17 protein-coding genes are annotated in these 15,095 nt (G+C 40.2%); 8 read left to right on the plus strand and 9 right to left on the minus strand.

Annotated features, from left to right (window positions below; all coding sequences use genetic code 11):
• Window positions 1–97 precede the first annotated feature (97 nt).
• The gene (gene deoC / locus HMPREF3020_RS08880; protein WP_070776244.1) at window positions 98–772 is read left to right on the plus strand and encodes a deoxyribose-phosphate aldolase; all 675 of its coding nucleotides are present in this window, start codon (window positions 98–100) and stop codon (window positions 770–772) included.
• 61 nt (window positions 773–833) lie between these two features.
• Here deoC and proS read toward each other — a convergent pair whose 3' ends face one another.
• The 6 genes from proS to truD all read right to left on the minus strand — a co-directional run bounded on the left by proS (window position 834) and on the right by truD (window position 6,495).
• Window positions 834–2,549: a proline--tRNA ligase gene (gene proS / locus HMPREF3020_RS08885; protein ID WP_049369887.1), complete on the minus strand. Its 1,716-nt coding sequence runs from the start codon at window positions 2,547–2,549 to the stop codon at window positions 834–836.
• 95 nt (window positions 2,550–2,644) lie between these two features.
• Entirely contained in the window at window positions 2,645–3,877 is a 1,233-nt protein-coding gene (gene nlpD / locus HMPREF3020_RS08890) for a murein hydrolase activator NlpD (protein WP_049364716.1), read from the minus strand.
• A gap of 23 nt (window positions 3,878–3,900) precedes the next feature.
• Complete coding sequence (locus tag HMPREF3020_RS08895; RefSeq protein WP_049363974.1) at window positions 3,901–4,089, minus strand: hypothetical protein; 189 nt, start codon at window positions 4,087–4,089, stop codon at window positions 3,901–3,903.
• Between the two features lie 16 nt (window positions 4,090–4,105).
• Window positions 4,106–4,681 (minus strand): YqaA family protein, encoded by a 576-nt coding sequence (locus HMPREF3020_RS08900; protein ID WP_049364715.1) that lies wholly within the window; start codon window positions 4,679–4,681, stop codon window positions 4,106–4,108.
• Between the two features lie 51 nt (window positions 4,682–4,732).
• The gene (gene surE, locus HMPREF3020_RS08905) at window positions 4,733–5,473 is read right to left on the minus strand and encodes a 5'/3'-nucleotidase SurE (protein ID WP_049364714.1); all 741 of its coding nucleotides are present in this window, start codon (window positions 5,471–5,473) and stop codon (window positions 4,733–4,735) included.
• Window positions 5,473–6,495, minus strand: a complete 1,023-nt coding sequence (truD, locus tag HMPREF3020_RS08910; protein WP_070776245.1) for a tRNA pseudouridine(13) synthase TruD — start codon at window positions 6,493–6,495, stop codon at window positions 5,473–5,475. The genes surE and truD overlap by 1 nt, the downstream gene beginning before the upstream one ends.
• A 206-nt stretch (window positions 6,496–6,701) precedes the next feature.
• Between truD and rraB the strand changes: the two genes are divergently transcribed.
• The 3 genes from rraB to slyD all read left to right on the plus strand — a co-directional run bounded on the left by rraB (window position 6,702) and on the right by slyD (window position 8,589).
• Window positions 6,702–7,130 (plus strand): ribonuclease E inhibitor RraB, encoded by a 429-nt coding sequence (gene rraB / locus HMPREF3020_RS08915; RefSeq protein WP_049363970.1) that lies wholly within the window; start codon window positions 6,702–6,704, stop codon window positions 7,128–7,130.
• Between the two features lie 62 nt (window positions 7,131–7,192).
• Window positions 7,193–7,906: an SIMPL domain-containing protein gene (locus tag HMPREF3020_RS08920; RefSeq protein WP_070776246.1), complete on the plus strand. Its 714-nt coding sequence runs from the start codon at window positions 7,193–7,195 to the stop codon at window positions 7,904–7,906.
• 44 nt (window positions 7,907–7,950) lie between these two features.
• Entirely contained in the window at window positions 7,951–8,589 is a 639-nt protein-coding gene (slyD, locus tag HMPREF3020_RS08925) for a peptidylprolyl isomerase (protein WP_070776247.1), read from the plus strand.
• A 67-nt stretch (window positions 8,590–8,656) separates the two neighbouring features.
• Here the strand turns inward: slyD and hslU are convergent, their stop codons facing one another.
• Window positions 8,657–9,991, minus strand: coding sequence for an HslU--HslV peptidase ATPase subunit (hslU, locus tag HMPREF3020_RS08930; protein ID WP_049369891.1), 1,335 nt, complete (start codon window positions 9,989–9,991; stop codon window positions 8,657–8,659).
• Between the two features lie 9 nt (window positions 9,992–10,000).
• Entirely contained in the window at window positions 10,001–10,531 is a 531-nt protein-coding gene (gene hslV, locus HMPREF3020_RS09445; protein WP_005695137.1) for an ATP-dependent protease subunit HslV, read from the minus strand.
• Between the two features lie 220 nt (window positions 10,532–10,751).
• Here hslV and aphA point away from each other — a divergent pair, with 220 nt between their 5' ends.
• From aphA to HMPREF3020_RS08950, 3 genes are all read left to right on the plus strand, one after another.
• Window positions 10,752–11,459, plus strand: coding sequence for an acid phosphatase AphA (aphA, locus tag HMPREF3020_RS08940; protein WP_049369892.1), 708 nt, complete (start codon window positions 10,752–10,754; stop codon window positions 11,457–11,459).
• A gap of 117 nt (window positions 11,460–11,576) precedes the next feature.
• A complete protein-coding gene (rmuC, locus tag HMPREF3020_RS08945; RefSeq protein WP_070776248.1) occupies window positions 11,577–13,187 on the plus strand; it encodes a DNA recombination protein RmuC in 1,611 nt (536 codons plus the stop codon).
• A gap of 89 nt (window positions 13,188–13,276) precedes the next feature.
• Window positions 13,277–13,828, plus strand: a complete 552-nt coding sequence (locus HMPREF3020_RS08950) for a TIGR00645 family protein (protein WP_070776278.1) — start codon at window positions 13,277–13,279, stop codon at window positions 13,826–13,828.
• A 255-nt stretch (window positions 13,829–14,083) separates the two neighbouring features.
• Here the strand turns inward: HMPREF3020_RS08950 and hslR are convergent, their stop codons facing one another.
• On the minus strand, window positions 14,084–14,479 hold the full coding sequence (hslR, locus tag HMPREF3020_RS08960; RefSeq protein WP_049368084.1) for a ribosome-associated heat shock protein Hsp15: 396 nt from the start codon (window positions 14,477–14,479) through the stop codon (window positions 14,084–14,086).
• A gap of 64 nt (window positions 14,480–14,543) precedes the next feature.
• Here hslR and nudE point away from each other — a divergent pair, with 64 nt between their 5' ends.
• Complete coding sequence (nudE, locus tag HMPREF3020_RS08965) at window positions 14,544–15,092, plus strand: ADP compounds hydrolase NudE (RefSeq protein WP_070776250.1); 549 nt, start codon at window positions 14,544–14,546, stop codon at window positions 15,090–15,092.
• The last annotated feature ends 3 nt before the right edge of the window (window positions 15,093–15,095 follow it).

The raw sequence follows: 15,095 nt of genomic DNA on the forward strand, positions 1-15,095 counted from the left end.
GATCTAGGATAAACGGATTGTAATCGATCAGAAAAGTGCGGTCAAAATTGCAGAGATTTTGTTATGATAATCACATCATTTTATAAGGAGAAAAAATATGGATAGTAAACAACTAGCACAATATATTGACCACACTGCCCTTACTGCTGAAAAAACAGAACAAGATATTCTTAAACTCTGTGATGAAGCCATTCAGTACGGCTTTTATTCAGTCTGCATTAATTCAGGTTATATTCCTTTAGCCAAAGAAAAACTCGCTGGCTCAGATGTAAAAATTTGTACTGTAGTCGGTTTTCCACTCGGTGCCAACCTATCCTCAGTCAAAGCGTTTGAAACCCAAGAAGCCATCAAAGCGGGTGCGGGTGAGATCGATATGGTGATTAATGTTGGCTTAATTAAATCCAATAAATGGGATGCCGTAAAAGATGATATTCAAGCTGTATTAACGGCTTGTCATGGCGTGCCACTTAAAGTGATTTTAGAAACGTGCTTACTCACCAAAGAAGAAATCGTAAAAGCCTGTGAAATCTGTAAAGTGTTAGGTGTGGCATTTGTTAAAACCTCAACGGGTTTCAATAAAGGTGGCGCAACCGTAGAAGATGTGGCATTAATGAAGAAAACGGTAGGCAACATTGGCGTGAAAGCCTCTGGCGGTATTCGTGATACTCAAACCGCACTAGCAATGATTGAAGCAGGTGCGACACGAATTGGTGCAAGCGCAGGCATTTCAATTGTAACGGGCGTTTCAGGTAATACCTCAAGCAATTACTAATCAATAATAAAAAAGGAGATTGATATGCCTCAATCTCCTTTTTTCACCATCAAAGACTTAATTAAGCTTTAATTTGTCCTTTTAAGAAATCTAACAACTGATCTTTTGCAATCATTTGTTTTTCACCGGTGCGACGATTTTTGTATTCAATTTCGCCGTTTGCGAGATTTTTCTCACCAATCACCACCATGTGTGGGACACCGATAAGTTCCATGTCTGCAAACATCACACCTGGGCGCTCTTTACGGTCATCAAAGATCACTTCTACGCCTTGTGCTTGTAAAGTACGGTACAATTCTTCGGCATATTCTTGAACGCTTTCAGATTTATGCATATTCATTGGTACAACAGCTACGGTGAATGGCGCAATTTCATCTGTTGGCCATACAATACCGCGCTCGTCAAAATGCTGTTCAATCGCTGCAGCCACCACACGTGTTACACCAATACCGTAACATCCCATGGTTACGACCATTGGACGACCATCTTCACCTTGAACAGTCGCATTCATGGCTTCTGAGTATTTTTTACCTAATTGGAAAATATGGCCGACTTCGATACCACGTTTAATCAATAAGGTACCTTTACCATCTGGGCTTGGATCACCTTCAACCACGTTACGAATATCCGCTACTTTTGGTAACGCTACATCACGTTCCCAGTTGATATTGAAGTAATGTTTACCATCAATGTTTGCACCTGCACTGAAATCAGATACTAATGCCACTGAACGGTCAATAATCACTGGAATATTGAGATTAACAGGACCTAATGAGCCTACACCTGCACCGATTTTGGCTTTGATAACCGCTTCGTCTGCAAACTCAAATGGTGAAGCTACTTCTGGTAATTTTTCCGCTTTGATTTCATTTAATTCATGGTCACCACGAATCACTAATGCCACTAACGGTTGTTCTTCGCTTGCCCCTTTTACGATTAAGGTTTTAACCGTTTTCTCAATAGGCAAATTGAATTGTTCCACCAACTCTGCAATCGTTTTTGCATTTGGAGTATCAACTAATTCCATAGCTTTTGTTGGCGCTGCGCGCTCACCAATTGCCACCGCTTCCGCTAATTCAATGTTTGCAGCGTAGTCAGATTCCGTAGAGAAAATCACATCATCTTCGCCACTGTTTGCTAGCACTTGGAATTCATGTGACGCACTACCACCGATAGAACCAGTGTCCGCTTGTACGGCACGGAAATCTAAACCTAAGCGATTGAAAATATTGCTATAAGTTTGGTACATCACATCATACGTTTGTTGCAAGCTCGCATGATCCGCATGGAAAGAATACGCATCTTTCATGATAAATTCACGTGAACGCATGACACCGAAACGAGGACGTACTTCATCACGGAATTTGGTTTGAATTTGGTATAAGTTAATCGGAAGTTGTTTGTATGATGACACTTCACGACGAACTAAATCCGTAATCACTTCTTCATGTGTTGGACCTAATACAAAGTTACGATTACCACGATCCTCAAAACGAAGTAATTCTGGGCCATATTGTTCCCAACGGCCTGATTCTTCCCATAATTCTGCTGGTTGCACGACTGGCATTTTGATTTCAAGCGCGCCGCTTTTATCCATTTCTTCACGGATGATTTTTTCTACTTTACGAAGCACACGCCAGCCTGTTGGCATCCAGTTATAAAGACCTGAAGCAAGAGGACGAATCATCCCCGCACGAAGCATTAATTGATGGCTCACAATGGCCGCTTCAGCTGGGGTTTCTTTTAATGTTGAGAATAAATATTGACTTGTACGCATTGAATTAACCTTAGATTCTAAGCATTGAGAAAAAATTGGTGAGAGTATAACAAAAAGTGCGGTCATTTTTAACCGCACTTTTTTCTGAGAAAAGATTATCTTCTCGGTAAATATCTAACTGGATCGACAGATTTACCTTTATAACGGATCTCAAAGTGAAGTTTCACAGCATTGGTTCCTGTGCTACCCATTTTCGCAATCTCTTGACCCGCTTTCACTTCTTGTTGATCGCTCACAAGGATCTTGTCGTTGTGTGCATAAGCACTTAAGAAATCATCATTATGTTTGATGATGATTAAGTTACCGTAGCCACGTAATGCGTTACCCGCATAAACAACACGACCACTCGCAGCCGCTTTAACTGCTTGTCCACGAGAACCACTGATATCAATCCCTTTGTTACCACCATCGGAGTTAGAGAAACCTTGGATCACGTTGCCTTGGGTTGGCCATTGCCATGCCACATTCGATGCCACTGGTGCTACAACGTTTGCATTAACTGGCGTATTGTTTGTGGTTTCCACTTGAGTTGTCGTTGTCACCGGTGTGCTAGGTGTATTGTTGGTAAACGCTGGTGTTGATGCACCACCTGTTGCAACACCTGATTTAATTGGACCAATTACCGTACCATCAGAACCAATTTGAGTACCGTTCGCACCTGGTGTATAAGTCACTTCTGGCTCAGCAGGGGCTGCTGGTGCAGCTGGTGCTGTAGTTTTCACTGGTACAGTCGTGGTAACCGTTTTAGTTGAACAATTTGAAATTTTTAACGTTTGCCCCACACTTAAGCTATAAGGCTCTTTCATATTATTCATGCTTGCCAAATCTTTTACGTCCATACCGGTCAAGTAAGCGATTAAGAACATGGTATCGCCTTTGTTTACTTTATAGGTATTTCCTTTGTATGAACCTTTTTGAATTTGGCTGTAATCCGGTGCGTTGGTATTTGGATTACGCGGCACGTTGATTGCGCCAGAGCTGGTGCAATCAGAAACCGTTTTGGTTACCGTTTTAGTTTGTGGTTGAACCGGTGCTGGAGCAGGCGTTGGTTTAGGCTGTGCTGCAGCAGGTTGTTGAACCGGTTGATAAGTCGGTTGGAAACTAGGTTGTGGTGTTTGAGTTCCTGTTGGCACGCTATTGCCCATGGTATTTGGCATCGTATTTTGTTGGATTTCTGGCTGCCATGTACCGCTCGAATTATTATCAACAGGCTGCATTACACCCGGAGAAAGTGTGCCATCTACATTTTCAATTGGCGCAGGGCTATTTGAACTACACGCCGTTAAAATAGCGATACTCACAGGGAGCAATAAAAACGATTTTTTCATTTATTCTTCCTTTAACATTAAATTTATTTCATTTGATTTGGCATCGAATTCTTTTCAATTTCCGGCATAAAGCTACCACCGGCAACGGCTCCCGTTCCTTCTACGGGTTGCATAATACCATTAGGTAATGCATCGGGATCTTGTTTTTGTGGTTCTCCTGTACAAGCTGAGATCAACAATGCACTCGAGATAATTAAGAGTAATTTATTCATAAAAAAGGTCATCCTGTTATTTTAAAATAAGATAAGCAATCACAGCCAGAGCAACCACACTCCAACCAATGATTTCAATGGATTTACGTAATTTCGCGGCGAATTTCTCTCCGCCCCATGCGGCGAGTTTTGCGACTAAAATAAAACGAGCAAAACGCGATACAAATGCGGTTATCACAAAGGGGATAAATGCCATTTGCATCACGCCGGCACAAATGGTGAAAACTTTATAAGGAATAGGACTAAAACCGGCAACAAAGACCACTAAAATACCCCATTCTTTAAACCACGCCATGGCCTGTTCCCAAGCAGCTTGGTAACCCCATTGTTGAATATAGCCTTGAACCCAATCAAAGGCGTAGTAACCAATAGCATAACCAATCATTCCACCGACAACCGAAGCAATCGTGGTATAAAGAGCAAAACGAAATGCACTTTTCGGTTTTGACATTGACATCGGAATCAACATCACATCCGGTGGAACAGGGAAAAAAATAGCCTCAATAAAACTCACAAAGGATAACCAAAACACGGCAAAGCGATGTTTTGACCATTGCATTGTTTTATCATACATCGCACCAAAAATATTCATTCACTTATCCTTTATTGCTTCAATAGGGAAATTTCGTTTCAAAACGGCACATTATTCACTTTCCAGCCAATCTTGTAAAGCAGCAATTGACTGATGAGCCGTAAGATCCGCTTGAATTGGCGTAATGGCAACATAACCATTTTTTACCGCATGAAAATCTGTGCCTTCACCATCATATTCTGGCAAGCCTGACGGACCAATCCAATAAATATTTTCGCCACGAGGATCTTCTTGTTTAATCACTTCTGCAGCGGATGAGCGATAGCCTAAATGACAGACTTTAATGCCTTTGAGTTCTTCGTAAGGCAAATCCGGCACATTGATATTGATCACTTCGCGTTTATTCAATAATTGAGGATGTAATTTTGGAATTAAATCACACACCACACGAGCGGCGGTTTCATAATGCAAACGACCATCTAAAGATACCGCAATAGCTGGCAACCCTAAATGGCGGCCTTCCAATGCCGCAGCCAAAGTACCTGAATAAATCGTATCATCCCCCATATTGCAACCCGCGTTAATGCCTGATACGACAAGATCCACTTGTCCAGATAAAAAACCGTTTAGTGCCAAATGCACACAATCAGCCGGTGTGCCATTCACGCAATAATCACCACTATCTAAATGACGTGGGCGAAGTGGCTCAACAAGCGTTAATGAGCTTGATGCCGCGCTACGATTACGATCGGGTGCAACAATTACCACATCGGCAATTTTTCGTAATTCTTTTGCTAAAACTTGAATCCCTTCGGCGTGAAAACCGTCATCATTGCTGACTAAAATTCGCATTATTCTTCTTCCTTAATATTCACTAACTCTCGCACCAATGCAGTGGCATAACTCCCTGCTGGCAAATAAAATGAGAGCTTCAATCCGTCTTCAACAAACGTCAAATGGAAATCTTTTGCCTGCATCAATAAAGGGCGGCGAGCGGCTTTCATTCTTTCTTGTTTCATTAACTCTTGGAAAACCTGATGTTCCAAAACCACTTGATTTTCGACCGCACTTGCAGATAAATTTTCTTCGCCAATTAAAGGCGCGGTCAGCAAAATATCTTGCTCGTTCAAACGTTGCTGTAAAACCGCTAAATCTTCATTTTCATCAGCTTTAAACCAACTGTGCGATCCATTTAATTGCACAATATCGTCTCTTAGAACCTGATCTGCCACATTTTGTTCAATTCGTTCTGCTACAACTAAATTAAAAATTTCACTGCGAGCCGCTGAAAGGTAAAAACTGCGTTTTTTACGATCTTTGACCTTAATCTCCCCTTTCGCCCAACGAATTGCTTGAGTCAGATTATGACCATCACGCCCAAAACGTTGTTCGGTAAAGTAGTTAGGGAAACCGTATTTCGCCACAAAATTTAAGCGCTCATTTAATTCATCACTTTCTTTTGCGCCACGTAATAAAATCTCAAAAGCATTTCCTTGAAGACTGCCCGTGCGAATTTTACGATTGTGGCGAGTCACTTCTAAAATCTCGACACCTTCCAATTGAAATTGGCTAAAATCTGGCGTTTCTTTACCTGGCATTTGCAAACAAAACCATTGTTCCGTAATGCCATGACGATCTTTCAAACCCGCATACCCCATATTTCGATCAGAAATGCCTGCAAACTTGGCTAGCTTTTCGCCCACAAACAATGTATTGCAATCCGTTTTACGGATTTTTACCGCCACAAATTCGCCTTCACCTGACATTTCATAGCCCAGATCTTCTTTAACAATAAAATCAGCGAACACTTGCTTTAAAAGTGCGGTTGTTTTTGGTGGTGTTTTTAAGGTGAAATAAGGGAGATGTTTGACCATTTTTTTCGTTCTAAAATAAGAAAGCCCAACTTTTTTCGCTGCAATAAATAGCGTGATCAGCTGGGCATGTTAAGCACAATTTATTCGCGCAGAATTTTAACCTTTCCTCCCCGTCAAGGCAAACTGAAATGAGCATAAATTTTTAGCGACATTTTCATCTTTATCCCCTACAATGACCGCACTCTTTCTGACAAAAGGAATGCCTTATGACGAACTTTAACGAACTCCAAGAAGAAACCCGTGAAATCATTACGGATTTATTAAATGACGGCAGCGATCCGGATGCCCTTTATATTATCGAACATCACATCGCTCATTATGATTTTGATACCTTAGAAAAAATTGCCGTGGATGCTTTCAAAGCGGGCTATGAAGTGTCAGAAGCAGAAGAATTTGAAGATGAAAATGGCAAGGTCATTTTCTGTTTTGACATCATCAGTGAAGTAGAATTAAAACCTGAAATTATTGATGCACAACAAAAAGAAATTTTACCATTAGTGGAAAAATACAAAGGCATTTATGATGGCTGGGGCACGTATTTTGAAGATCCGAATGCAGAGGACGATGAATACGGCGATGATGGCGAATTTTTTGACGATGAAGATGTCGAAGACGACAACGAACGTTTACATTAATAATAACAAAGGGCGTGTTAAACCGCCCTTAATTTTTATCTTACCCAAATAGGAATGAAACAATGAAACTCAAAGCGCTTTCTTTAGCATTACTTGCCTTGCCTATCACTTCTTTTGCAGCAGAGCCCGTATCTCATCAGCCAACGGATGTCAGCTTTAGTGTTGAAGCTGAAAGAGAGGTAGAACGAGATTTATTGCAAGTGTCCCTTTTTTACCAAGCGGAAGGCAATGATTTATCCGCGCTCAATAAAACCATGGCAGAAAAAATGAATAAAGCCATTGAGTTAGCAAAAGCACAAAGTGCGGTTGAAATTAAAGATAATTCTCGCAATACCTGGATTCGTTATGACAATAAAGGCAAACAACAAGGCTGGATTGCGCGTGCAGAATTAACTTTGGAAAGTAAAGATTCTCAAGCGTTATCAACACTTGTACATGAATTAGATGGTGTATTAGCCATTGATCGCGTAAGTGCCTCTGTTTCACGTGAGAAATTAAGTAGTTTAGAAAATGAATTAACCAAAGAGGCTTTAGCGAAAGTTAAAGATAAAGCACTCTTAATTCAAGAATCTTTGCAGATGAAAGGTTATCACACACAAAGCCTTGATGTGTCTTCTGCCAATGATTCCGCGAATGATTTTCGCCCTTATGCCGCAGGGACAATGATGGCAAAAAGTTTATCTTACTCGGATGAAAAAGATGAAACTTACACTCAAAGTGGTAAAGAGAAAATTAAAGTCAGTGTGAATGCGCGAATTGCATTGCTTAAAGAATAATTTTCTATACAATGAATGACGATTTTTTTAATAAGGAAAACAATATGAAAGTAGCAAAAAATACGGTTGTGAGTATTGCTTACCAAGTACGTACTCAAGACGGTGTATTAGTTGATGAAGCACCAGCAAATCAACCATTAGAATATTTACAAGGCCACAATAACTTAATCATTGGTCTTGAAAATGCCTTAGAAGGTAAAGAAGTTGGCGACAAATTTGAAGTGCGTGTTCAACCTGAAGAAGGCTACGGCGAATACAATGAAAACATGGTTCAACGTGTACCAAAAGATGTATTCCAAGGCGTTGATGAAGTCGTTGTGGGTATGCGTTTCTTAGCTGACACGGATATCGGTCCTGTTCCTGTTGTGATTACTGAAGTGGATGGCGATGAAGTGGTAGTTGATGGTAACCACATGTTAGCGGGTCAAGAATTACACTTCACTGTGGAAGTTGTTGGCACTCGTGAAGCAACATTAGAAGAAATTGCTCACGGTCATGTACATGGAGCACATGATCACCACCACCATCATGATGACGAAGATGGTCATGGTTGTGGTTGCGGCGGTCACGGCCATCACCACCATGATCACGATCATGGACACGGCGGTTGCTGTGGCGGTGGTCATAAACACGATCATGATCACGGACACGGTAATGGCGGCTGTGGTTGTGGCGGTCACTAATCTTCATTTAAGAGATAAAAAAAGTGCGGTTATTTTTAACCGCACTTTTTCTTTATCTAAACTTTCATTACAGAATGAATCGACTTAAATCTTCATTCTCGATCACTTCGCCTAATGCCTCAATCACATAGGCCGCATCAATATTCACGGTTTGTCCGTTCATATCGCTCGCATCAAATGAGATTTTATCCATTAAACGCTCCATAACGGTATGTAAACGTCTTGCACCGATATTCTCTGTTTTCTCATTCACACGGAAAGCAGCTTCAGCAATTTTCTTAATGGCATCTTGTGTAAATTCAATGCTCACGCCTTCTGTCGCCATAAGCGCTTTATATTGTTCTGTTAAAGAGGCATTTGGCTCAGTTAGAATACGCTCAAAATCCTCTGCCGTTAATGCAGACAATTCGACACGAATCGGTAAACGACCTTGCAATTCTGGGATTAAATCCGATGGACGCGCCACTTGGAATGCACCTGATGCAATAAAGAGAATATGATCGGTTTTCACCATCCCGTGTTTCGTATTAACTGTTGAACCTTCCACTAATGGCAATAAGTCACGTTGCACACCTTCACGAGAAACATCTGCGCCACTGTATTCACCTTTTTTACAGATCTTGTCGATCTCATCAATAAACACGATACCGTTTTGCTCAACCGCATCAATGGCTTTTTGCTTCAATTCTTCCGGATTAATCAATTTGGCCGCTTCATCGTCAATTAAGGTTTTTAATGCATCCTTAATTTTCATTTTGCGTTTTTTGGTTTTATCCGAACCCAGGCTTTGGAACATGGATTGCAACTGATTGGTCATTTCTTCCATGCCTGGAGGTGCCATGATTTCCACACCCATTGAAACGCCTGCAGACACATCAATTTCGATTTCTTTATCGTCTAATTGTCCTTCACGTAATTTTTTACGGAACGCTTGGCGAGTGCTGCTGTTGGTGTCGTGGTTTTCGACTTCACCCCATTGATTTTTCGGTGGGGGCAATAATGCATCTAAAATACGATCTTCCGCCGCATCTTCTGCTTTCGCTCGATTTTTTGCAATTTCTTGTTGGCGAACCAATTTCATCGCACTGTCCGTTAAATCACGGATAATGGAATCCACTTCTTTCCCCACATAGCCCACTTCGGTGAACTTGGTCGCTTCCACTTTAATAAATGGCGCATTGGCTAATTTTGCAAGACGACGCGCAATCTCGGTTTTACCCACACCCGTTGGCCCAATCATTAAAATATTTTTAGGGGTCACTTCATGACGAAGTGGCTCTTGCAACTGCATTCTTCTCCAACGGTTACGTAATGCGATCGCAACCGCTCTTTTCGCCTCTTTTTGGCCGATAATATGTTGATCTAATTCGGAAACAATTTCACGAGGGGTCATTTCAGACATAATTTTTCCTTATTTATTCGGTAATTCTTCGATAGTGAAATTTGTATTGGTAAACACGCAAATATCACCGGCAATTTTTAAAGATTTTTCCACAATTTCACGAGCTGATAAATCGGTATTTTCCACCAACGCACGGGCTGCCGATAATGCATAATTACCACCAGAACCAATGGCTAAAATCTGATCGGCTTCCGGTTGCACCACATCACCAATACCGGTAATGATTAAACTTTCTTTTTCATCCGCCACAATCAACATTGCTTCTAACTTGCGTAACGCACGATCGGTTCGCCAATCTTTCGCTAATTCCACGGCGGCTTTTAACAAATGCCCTTGATGCATTTCTAATTTACGTTCGAATAATTCAAATAAGGTGAACGCATCGGCTGTACCACCTGCGAAACCGGCTAAAACTTTGCCATTATATAAACGGCGTACTTTACGGGCATTCCCTTTCATGACGGTGTTGCCTAATGAAACCTGTCCATCGCCCCCAACAACCACTTGGCCATTACGACGTACGCTTACAATTGTTGTCATTCTTTTTATCCTTCTTTTAAGAAAAGTTATTCGTTATATGGCGTTCGATTCAGCCAAATTCAAGGGGTAATTTTTCTTTGATGCTTTATTAAACAATCATCTGAAAAAAATGTGATAAAGATCACTTTTTTAAATAGCAAACGATTGCTATTATTTCACACCCATATTTTAAAGGGATATGATTTGTTACAAGTAAAACAAACTACTTAATGAGGAAAACATGAAAAATTTACTTAAACTTTCTGCCATTGCAGTTTTAGCGGCAAGCGCAGTCTCTACTTTTGCATCAAACAAAGAACCTTACACTGAACAAGGTACGAATGCTCGTGAAATGACAGAGCAAAAGCCGATTCACTGGATCTCTGTTGAACAATTAAAAAAAGAATTGGAAGGCAAAGCACCAATTAATGTGAGCTTCGACATTGACGATACTGTCCTTTTCAGTAGCCCTTGTTTCTATCACGGCCAAGAAAAATACTCACCAGGTAAAAATGATTACTTAAAAAATCAAGATTTCTGGAATGAAGTAAATGCGGGTTGTGACCAATATTCTATTCCAAAACAAATTGCGGTGGATTTAATTAATATGCACCAAGCACGTGGTGACCAAATTTATTTCATTACCGGTCGTACAGCAGGTGATAAAGATGGTGTGACACCTGTGCTACAAAAAGCCTTTAATATTAAAGACATGCATCCTGTAGAATTCATGGGTGGTCGCAAACTTCCAACTAAATATAATAAAACACCGGGTATTATTGAGCACAAAGTAAGTATTCACTATGGTGACAGCGATGACGATATCCTAGCCGCAAAAGAAGCAGGTATTCGTGGTATTCGTTTAATGCGTGCCGCTAACTCCACTTACCAACCAATGCCAACCCTTGGTGGCTACGGCGAAGAAGTATTGATTAACTCTAACTACTAATCTTTATAAAAAAAGTGCGGTTATTTTGACCGCACTTTTCTTACCTAATTAACAATCTTAATTTTTAAAAAGTTTCTGGGAATATGCTAAAATTTTTCTGTTTCCAGGAGCCTATTTATGTCAGAACTCACCTCTAATCAATATTTAATCATCATTGCCGTGCTGGTTTTCATCAGCATTGTGATGCTTTTTCTATTAAGCCGCAGCAAACGAGATACGCAAGAATTACAACAAGATCTCAATAAAACTATCGAAGATTACAATCAATTAGCGGAGCGTTTTGATTCTTTAAGTGCGGTCAAAAATCAATTAGAACAACAAGCCGTTAAAGCACAAACTCATGCAGAAGGTTTGCAAACTCGCCTGAATGAACGTGATGAAAAAATCCAATATTTAGAAAAAGAATTGGATGAAGAACAGCTCCGTCATGATCAAATTGGCGGGCAAATCACCGCATTAAAAGAACGTTTTGGGATTGCATCCGCTCAAGCCGAAAGCTTGCAAGGTCAATTACAACAAGCTCAGGAAAATCTACTTAGAAAAGAACAAGAGCAGCAAAAAACGCAGGAAAAATTGACCGCACTCTCACAAGAATTAACAGAATTAAAAACGACGCTTTCTGAAAAAGAAAAACATTTTGCTGAACAGCAACAGCATATTGAGCAATCCAAACAACAGCTTGGTGTGGAATTCCAAAATCTGGCCAACCGTATTTTGGAAGAAAAAAGCCAATCCTTTAATCAAACCAATCAAACCGCATTGGAAATCTTGTTGAAGCCTTTCCGTGAACAAATCGAAGGCTTTCAAAAACGAGTCAATGAAATCCATTCGGAATCGGTGAAAGGCAATGCGGGTTTAGAAGCGGAAATCAAAAAGGTGTTGGAAATTGGCTTAAACATGTCGAAAGAAGCCAATAATTTAACCTCTGCACTAAAAGGTGAAAAGAAAACCTTAGGTAACTGGGGAGAAGTGCAACTTGAGCGTGCACTTCAGTTGGCTGGTTTAATTGAGAACGTGCATTACAGTGCACAAGCCCATTTTAAAGATGAGCAAGGCGGTCGAAACTATCCTGATTTTGTGCTGAATCTGCCCGATGAAAAAAACATTATCATTGATAGCAAAATGTCATTGAATGCTTATGAAAGTGCGGTCAATTCTGAGGATGAATTTGAACGTGAGCGTTTACTAAGGGAGCATATTAAAGCCCTGAAAAATCACATTGATGACTTGCACCGCAAGGATTACAGCAATTTGATTGGCATGCGCAGCCCTAATTTTGTCTTGATGTTCATCGCTGTAGAACCCGCTTATATTGAAGCCTTAAAATTAGACCCAAGTCTGTTTAATTATGGGTATGAGAAAAATGTCATTATGGTTTCACACACAACTCTCATGCCAATTTTACGCACAGTGGCAAATTTATGGCGTATCGAACGAGGTAATGCTGAGGCGAAAGAAATCGCAGAAAAAGCAGGCGAAATTTACAACCAGATTTGCTTGGTAGCAGAACGTTTGAGCAAACTGGGCAATACCCTTTCCACCGTAAGTAATCAATATAACAGTACTGTTACCGCTCTTGTGGGCCAACAAGGTTTAGTGGGGAAAGTGGAGCGATTTAAAGACTTGTCAGCGAAAGCTAACAAGACTATGCCAAACGTTGAATTGCTCAATAATGACGTGGATTTAACGCGCCTATCCCTTGTCACTACCGAGAACGGGGTAAAATAAAACATACCTGTTGAATTTTTCGTTAAAAGCGGCTATTTTCTTGCCGCTTTTTTATTTGAATTTTTTATTTGTGGGGGGAATTTATGGCTATGGAACAAAAAGACATCACGAATCCATGTGCAAAATATAACGAACAAACCAATTTTCTAAGCAAAACAATTTTTGCAAGTCGTTGGTTACAAGTGCCTATTTACTTAGGTTTAATTGTCGTACAAGGCATCTATGCCTACAAGTTTATGAAAAATTTGTGGTATCTCATCACCAATGTTAATGAAATGGATGCAGACACCATTATGCTCGCCGTGCTCAATCTCATTGATGTGGTGATGATAGCTAACTTATTGGTAATGGTGACATTAGGCGGTTATGAGATTTTCGTCTCAAAACTACGCACGAAAAACCACCCAGATCAACCTGAATGGATGAGCCATGTGAATGCAACAGTACTGAAAGTGAAACTTTCTATGTCAATTATCAGTATTTCGTCTATTCACTTATTGCAAACCTTTGTGAATGCTTCAAAAATTCCTGAAAAAACAATTATGTGGGAAGTGATTATTCATTTTTCTTTCTTGATTTCAGCGATTGCGATGGCTTATACCGATAAAATCCTATACAGTACAAGTCATAAAAATCATTAAAGGATAACAAATGAAAATAATCTATAAAATGAGTTTGGCATTCCTAGCAATGGTCTCTATTTTCCTTCTTAATGGATGCTTTTTGGTCGATCAAGTTTACGACAAAGTATATGAAGATTGTTACATTCATCCAGATCACATCAAAAGTATGCCAGATGATGAATACTCTCGATTAGCTAAACTGTGTGGATGGAATCCAAACAGGATAAAATAATAAATCAAAAGTGCGGTCAAATTTGACTACACTTTTGTTTTCTAGAACTCATCTTGGTGTTTAAATTTCAATAAATCTCGACGTTCTTTTTTGTTTGGTCGACGATCAGGATGCGGCATTGAAAGGGCATTATTTTTTCTTGCCCACGCCATTTCCTCGCGTTTTTTCACACTCTGCGCCGTTTCTTGGTAAAGCAATTGGGCCTCAGGGGCGCCACGACGTTGATCGCTCAAAGCTATCACTTCAATTTCTTTTTCATCATTGCCTTGACGGAGTTTAATCATCGCCCCAATTTCTACATTTTTACTCACTTTAGCACGCTGACCATTGTAATGGACTTTTCCCCCTTCAATCATCGCTTTCGCAATGCTACGGGTTTTATAAAAACGCGCCGCCCAAAGCCATTTATCTAACCGTACTTCGTTATTTTCAGCCATAACTCTTCCTATTTCTCTGACTTTGCGTATGATGAGCCAATAATAAGATAATAGGGCTAATATCATGAAAAAACAACTTCCACACATTCTCTCCCTTTCTACGGTGGCAAAATCTCGCTTGTTTGAAATTCAAGCTGTTGAACTCAAATTCTCCAATGGAATTGACCGCACTTATGAACGTTTCCGCCCTTTCAATCGAGATTCTGTGATGGTAATTGCGATTGATGGTGAAGATTTACTCCTCATTCGTGAATACGCGGTCGGAACAGAACAATATGAGTTAGGCTTTGTAAAAGGTGGAATGGATATGGGAGAAACGCCCGAACAAAGTGCCAATCGAGAATTGCAGGAAGAAATTGGTTTTGGCGCAAAAAAATGGACATTTTTACGTACCATGAAAATCAATCCACAAATTATGGGACATAAAATGCATGTGTTATTAGGTGAAGATCTGTATCCAAATCAACTAGAAGGCGATGAGCCTGAACCATTAGAAATCGTGCGTTATCCTTTATCGCAACTTGATACGCTTTTAGTCAGTGATGAATTTAATGAAGCCAGAAACCTAGCTGCACTTTATTCTTTACGAGATTTTTTGAAAAAACGTAAATAAATC

Source organism: Haemophilus sp. HMSC068C11 (genome assembly GCF_001815355.1).
Lineage (GTDB): Bacteria > Pseudomonadota > Gammaproteobacteria > Enterobacterales > Pasteurellaceae > Haemophilus_D.

What these genes read in the sequence shown, in the direction of transcription:
- deoC (WP_070776244.1), top strand. Translation starts at nt 98, where the DNA reads ATGGATAGTAAACAACTAGCACAATATATTGACCACACTGCCCTTACT.
- proS (WP_049369887.1), bottom strand. Translation starts at nt 2,549, where the DNA reads ATGCGTACAAGTCAATATTTATTCTCAACATTAAAAGAAACCCCAGCT.
- nlpD (WP_049364716.1), bottom strand. Translation starts at nt 3,877, where the DNA reads ATGAAAAAATCGTTTTTATTGCTCCCTGTGAGTATCGCTATTTTAACG.
- HMPREF3020_RS08895 (WP_049363974.1), bottom strand. Translation starts at nt 4,089, where the DNA reads ATGAATAAATTACTCTTAATTATCTCGAGTGCATTGTTGATCTCAGCT.
- HMPREF3020_RS08900 (WP_049364715.1), bottom strand. Translation starts at nt 4,681, where the DNA reads ATGAATATTTTTGGTGCGATGTATGATAAAACAATGCAATGGTCAAAA.
- surE (WP_049364714.1), bottom strand. Translation starts at nt 5,473, where the DNA reads ATGCGAATTTTAGTCAGCAATGATGACGGTTTTCACGCCGAAGGGATT.
- truD (WP_070776245.1), bottom strand. Translation starts at nt 6,495, where the DNA reads ATGGTCAAACATCTCCCTTATTTCACCTTAAAAACACCACCAAAAACA.
- rraB (WP_049363970.1), top strand. Translation starts at nt 6,702, where the DNA reads ATGACGAACTTTAACGAACTCCAAGAAGAAACCCGTGAAATCATTACG.
- HMPREF3020_RS08920 (WP_070776246.1), top strand. Translation starts at nt 7,193, where the DNA reads ATGAAACTCAAAGCGCTTTCTTTAGCATTACTTGCCTTGCCTATCACT.
- slyD (WP_070776247.1), top strand. Translation starts at nt 7,951, where the DNA reads ATGAAAGTAGCAAAAAATACGGTTGTGAGTATTGCTTACCAAGTACGT.
- hslU (WP_049369891.1), bottom strand. Translation starts at nt 9,991, where the DNA reads ATGTCTGAAATGACCCCTCGTGAAATTGTTTCCGAATTAGATCAACAT.
- hslV (WP_005695137.1), bottom strand. Translation starts at nt 10,531, where the DNA reads ATGACAACAATTGTAAGCGTACGTCGTAATGGCCAAGTGGTTGTTGGG.
- aphA (WP_049369892.1), top strand. Translation starts at nt 10,752, where the DNA reads ATGAAAAATTTACTTAAACTTTCTGCCATTGCAGTTTTAGCGGCAAGC.
- rmuC (WP_070776248.1), top strand. Translation starts at nt 11,577, where the DNA reads ATGTCAGAACTCACCTCTAATCAATATTTAATCATCATTGCCGTGCTG.
- HMPREF3020_RS08950 (WP_070776278.1), top strand. Translation starts at nt 13,277, where the DNA reads ATGGAACAAAAAGACATCACGAATCCATGTGCAAAATATAACGAACAA.
- hslR (WP_049368084.1), bottom strand. Translation starts at nt 14,479, where the DNA reads ATGGCTGAAAATAACGAAGTACGGTTAGATAAATGGCTTTGGGCGGCG.
- nudE (WP_070776250.1), top strand. Translation starts at nt 14,544, where the DNA reads ATGAAAAAACAACTTCCACACATTCTCTCCCTTTCTACGGTGGCAAAA.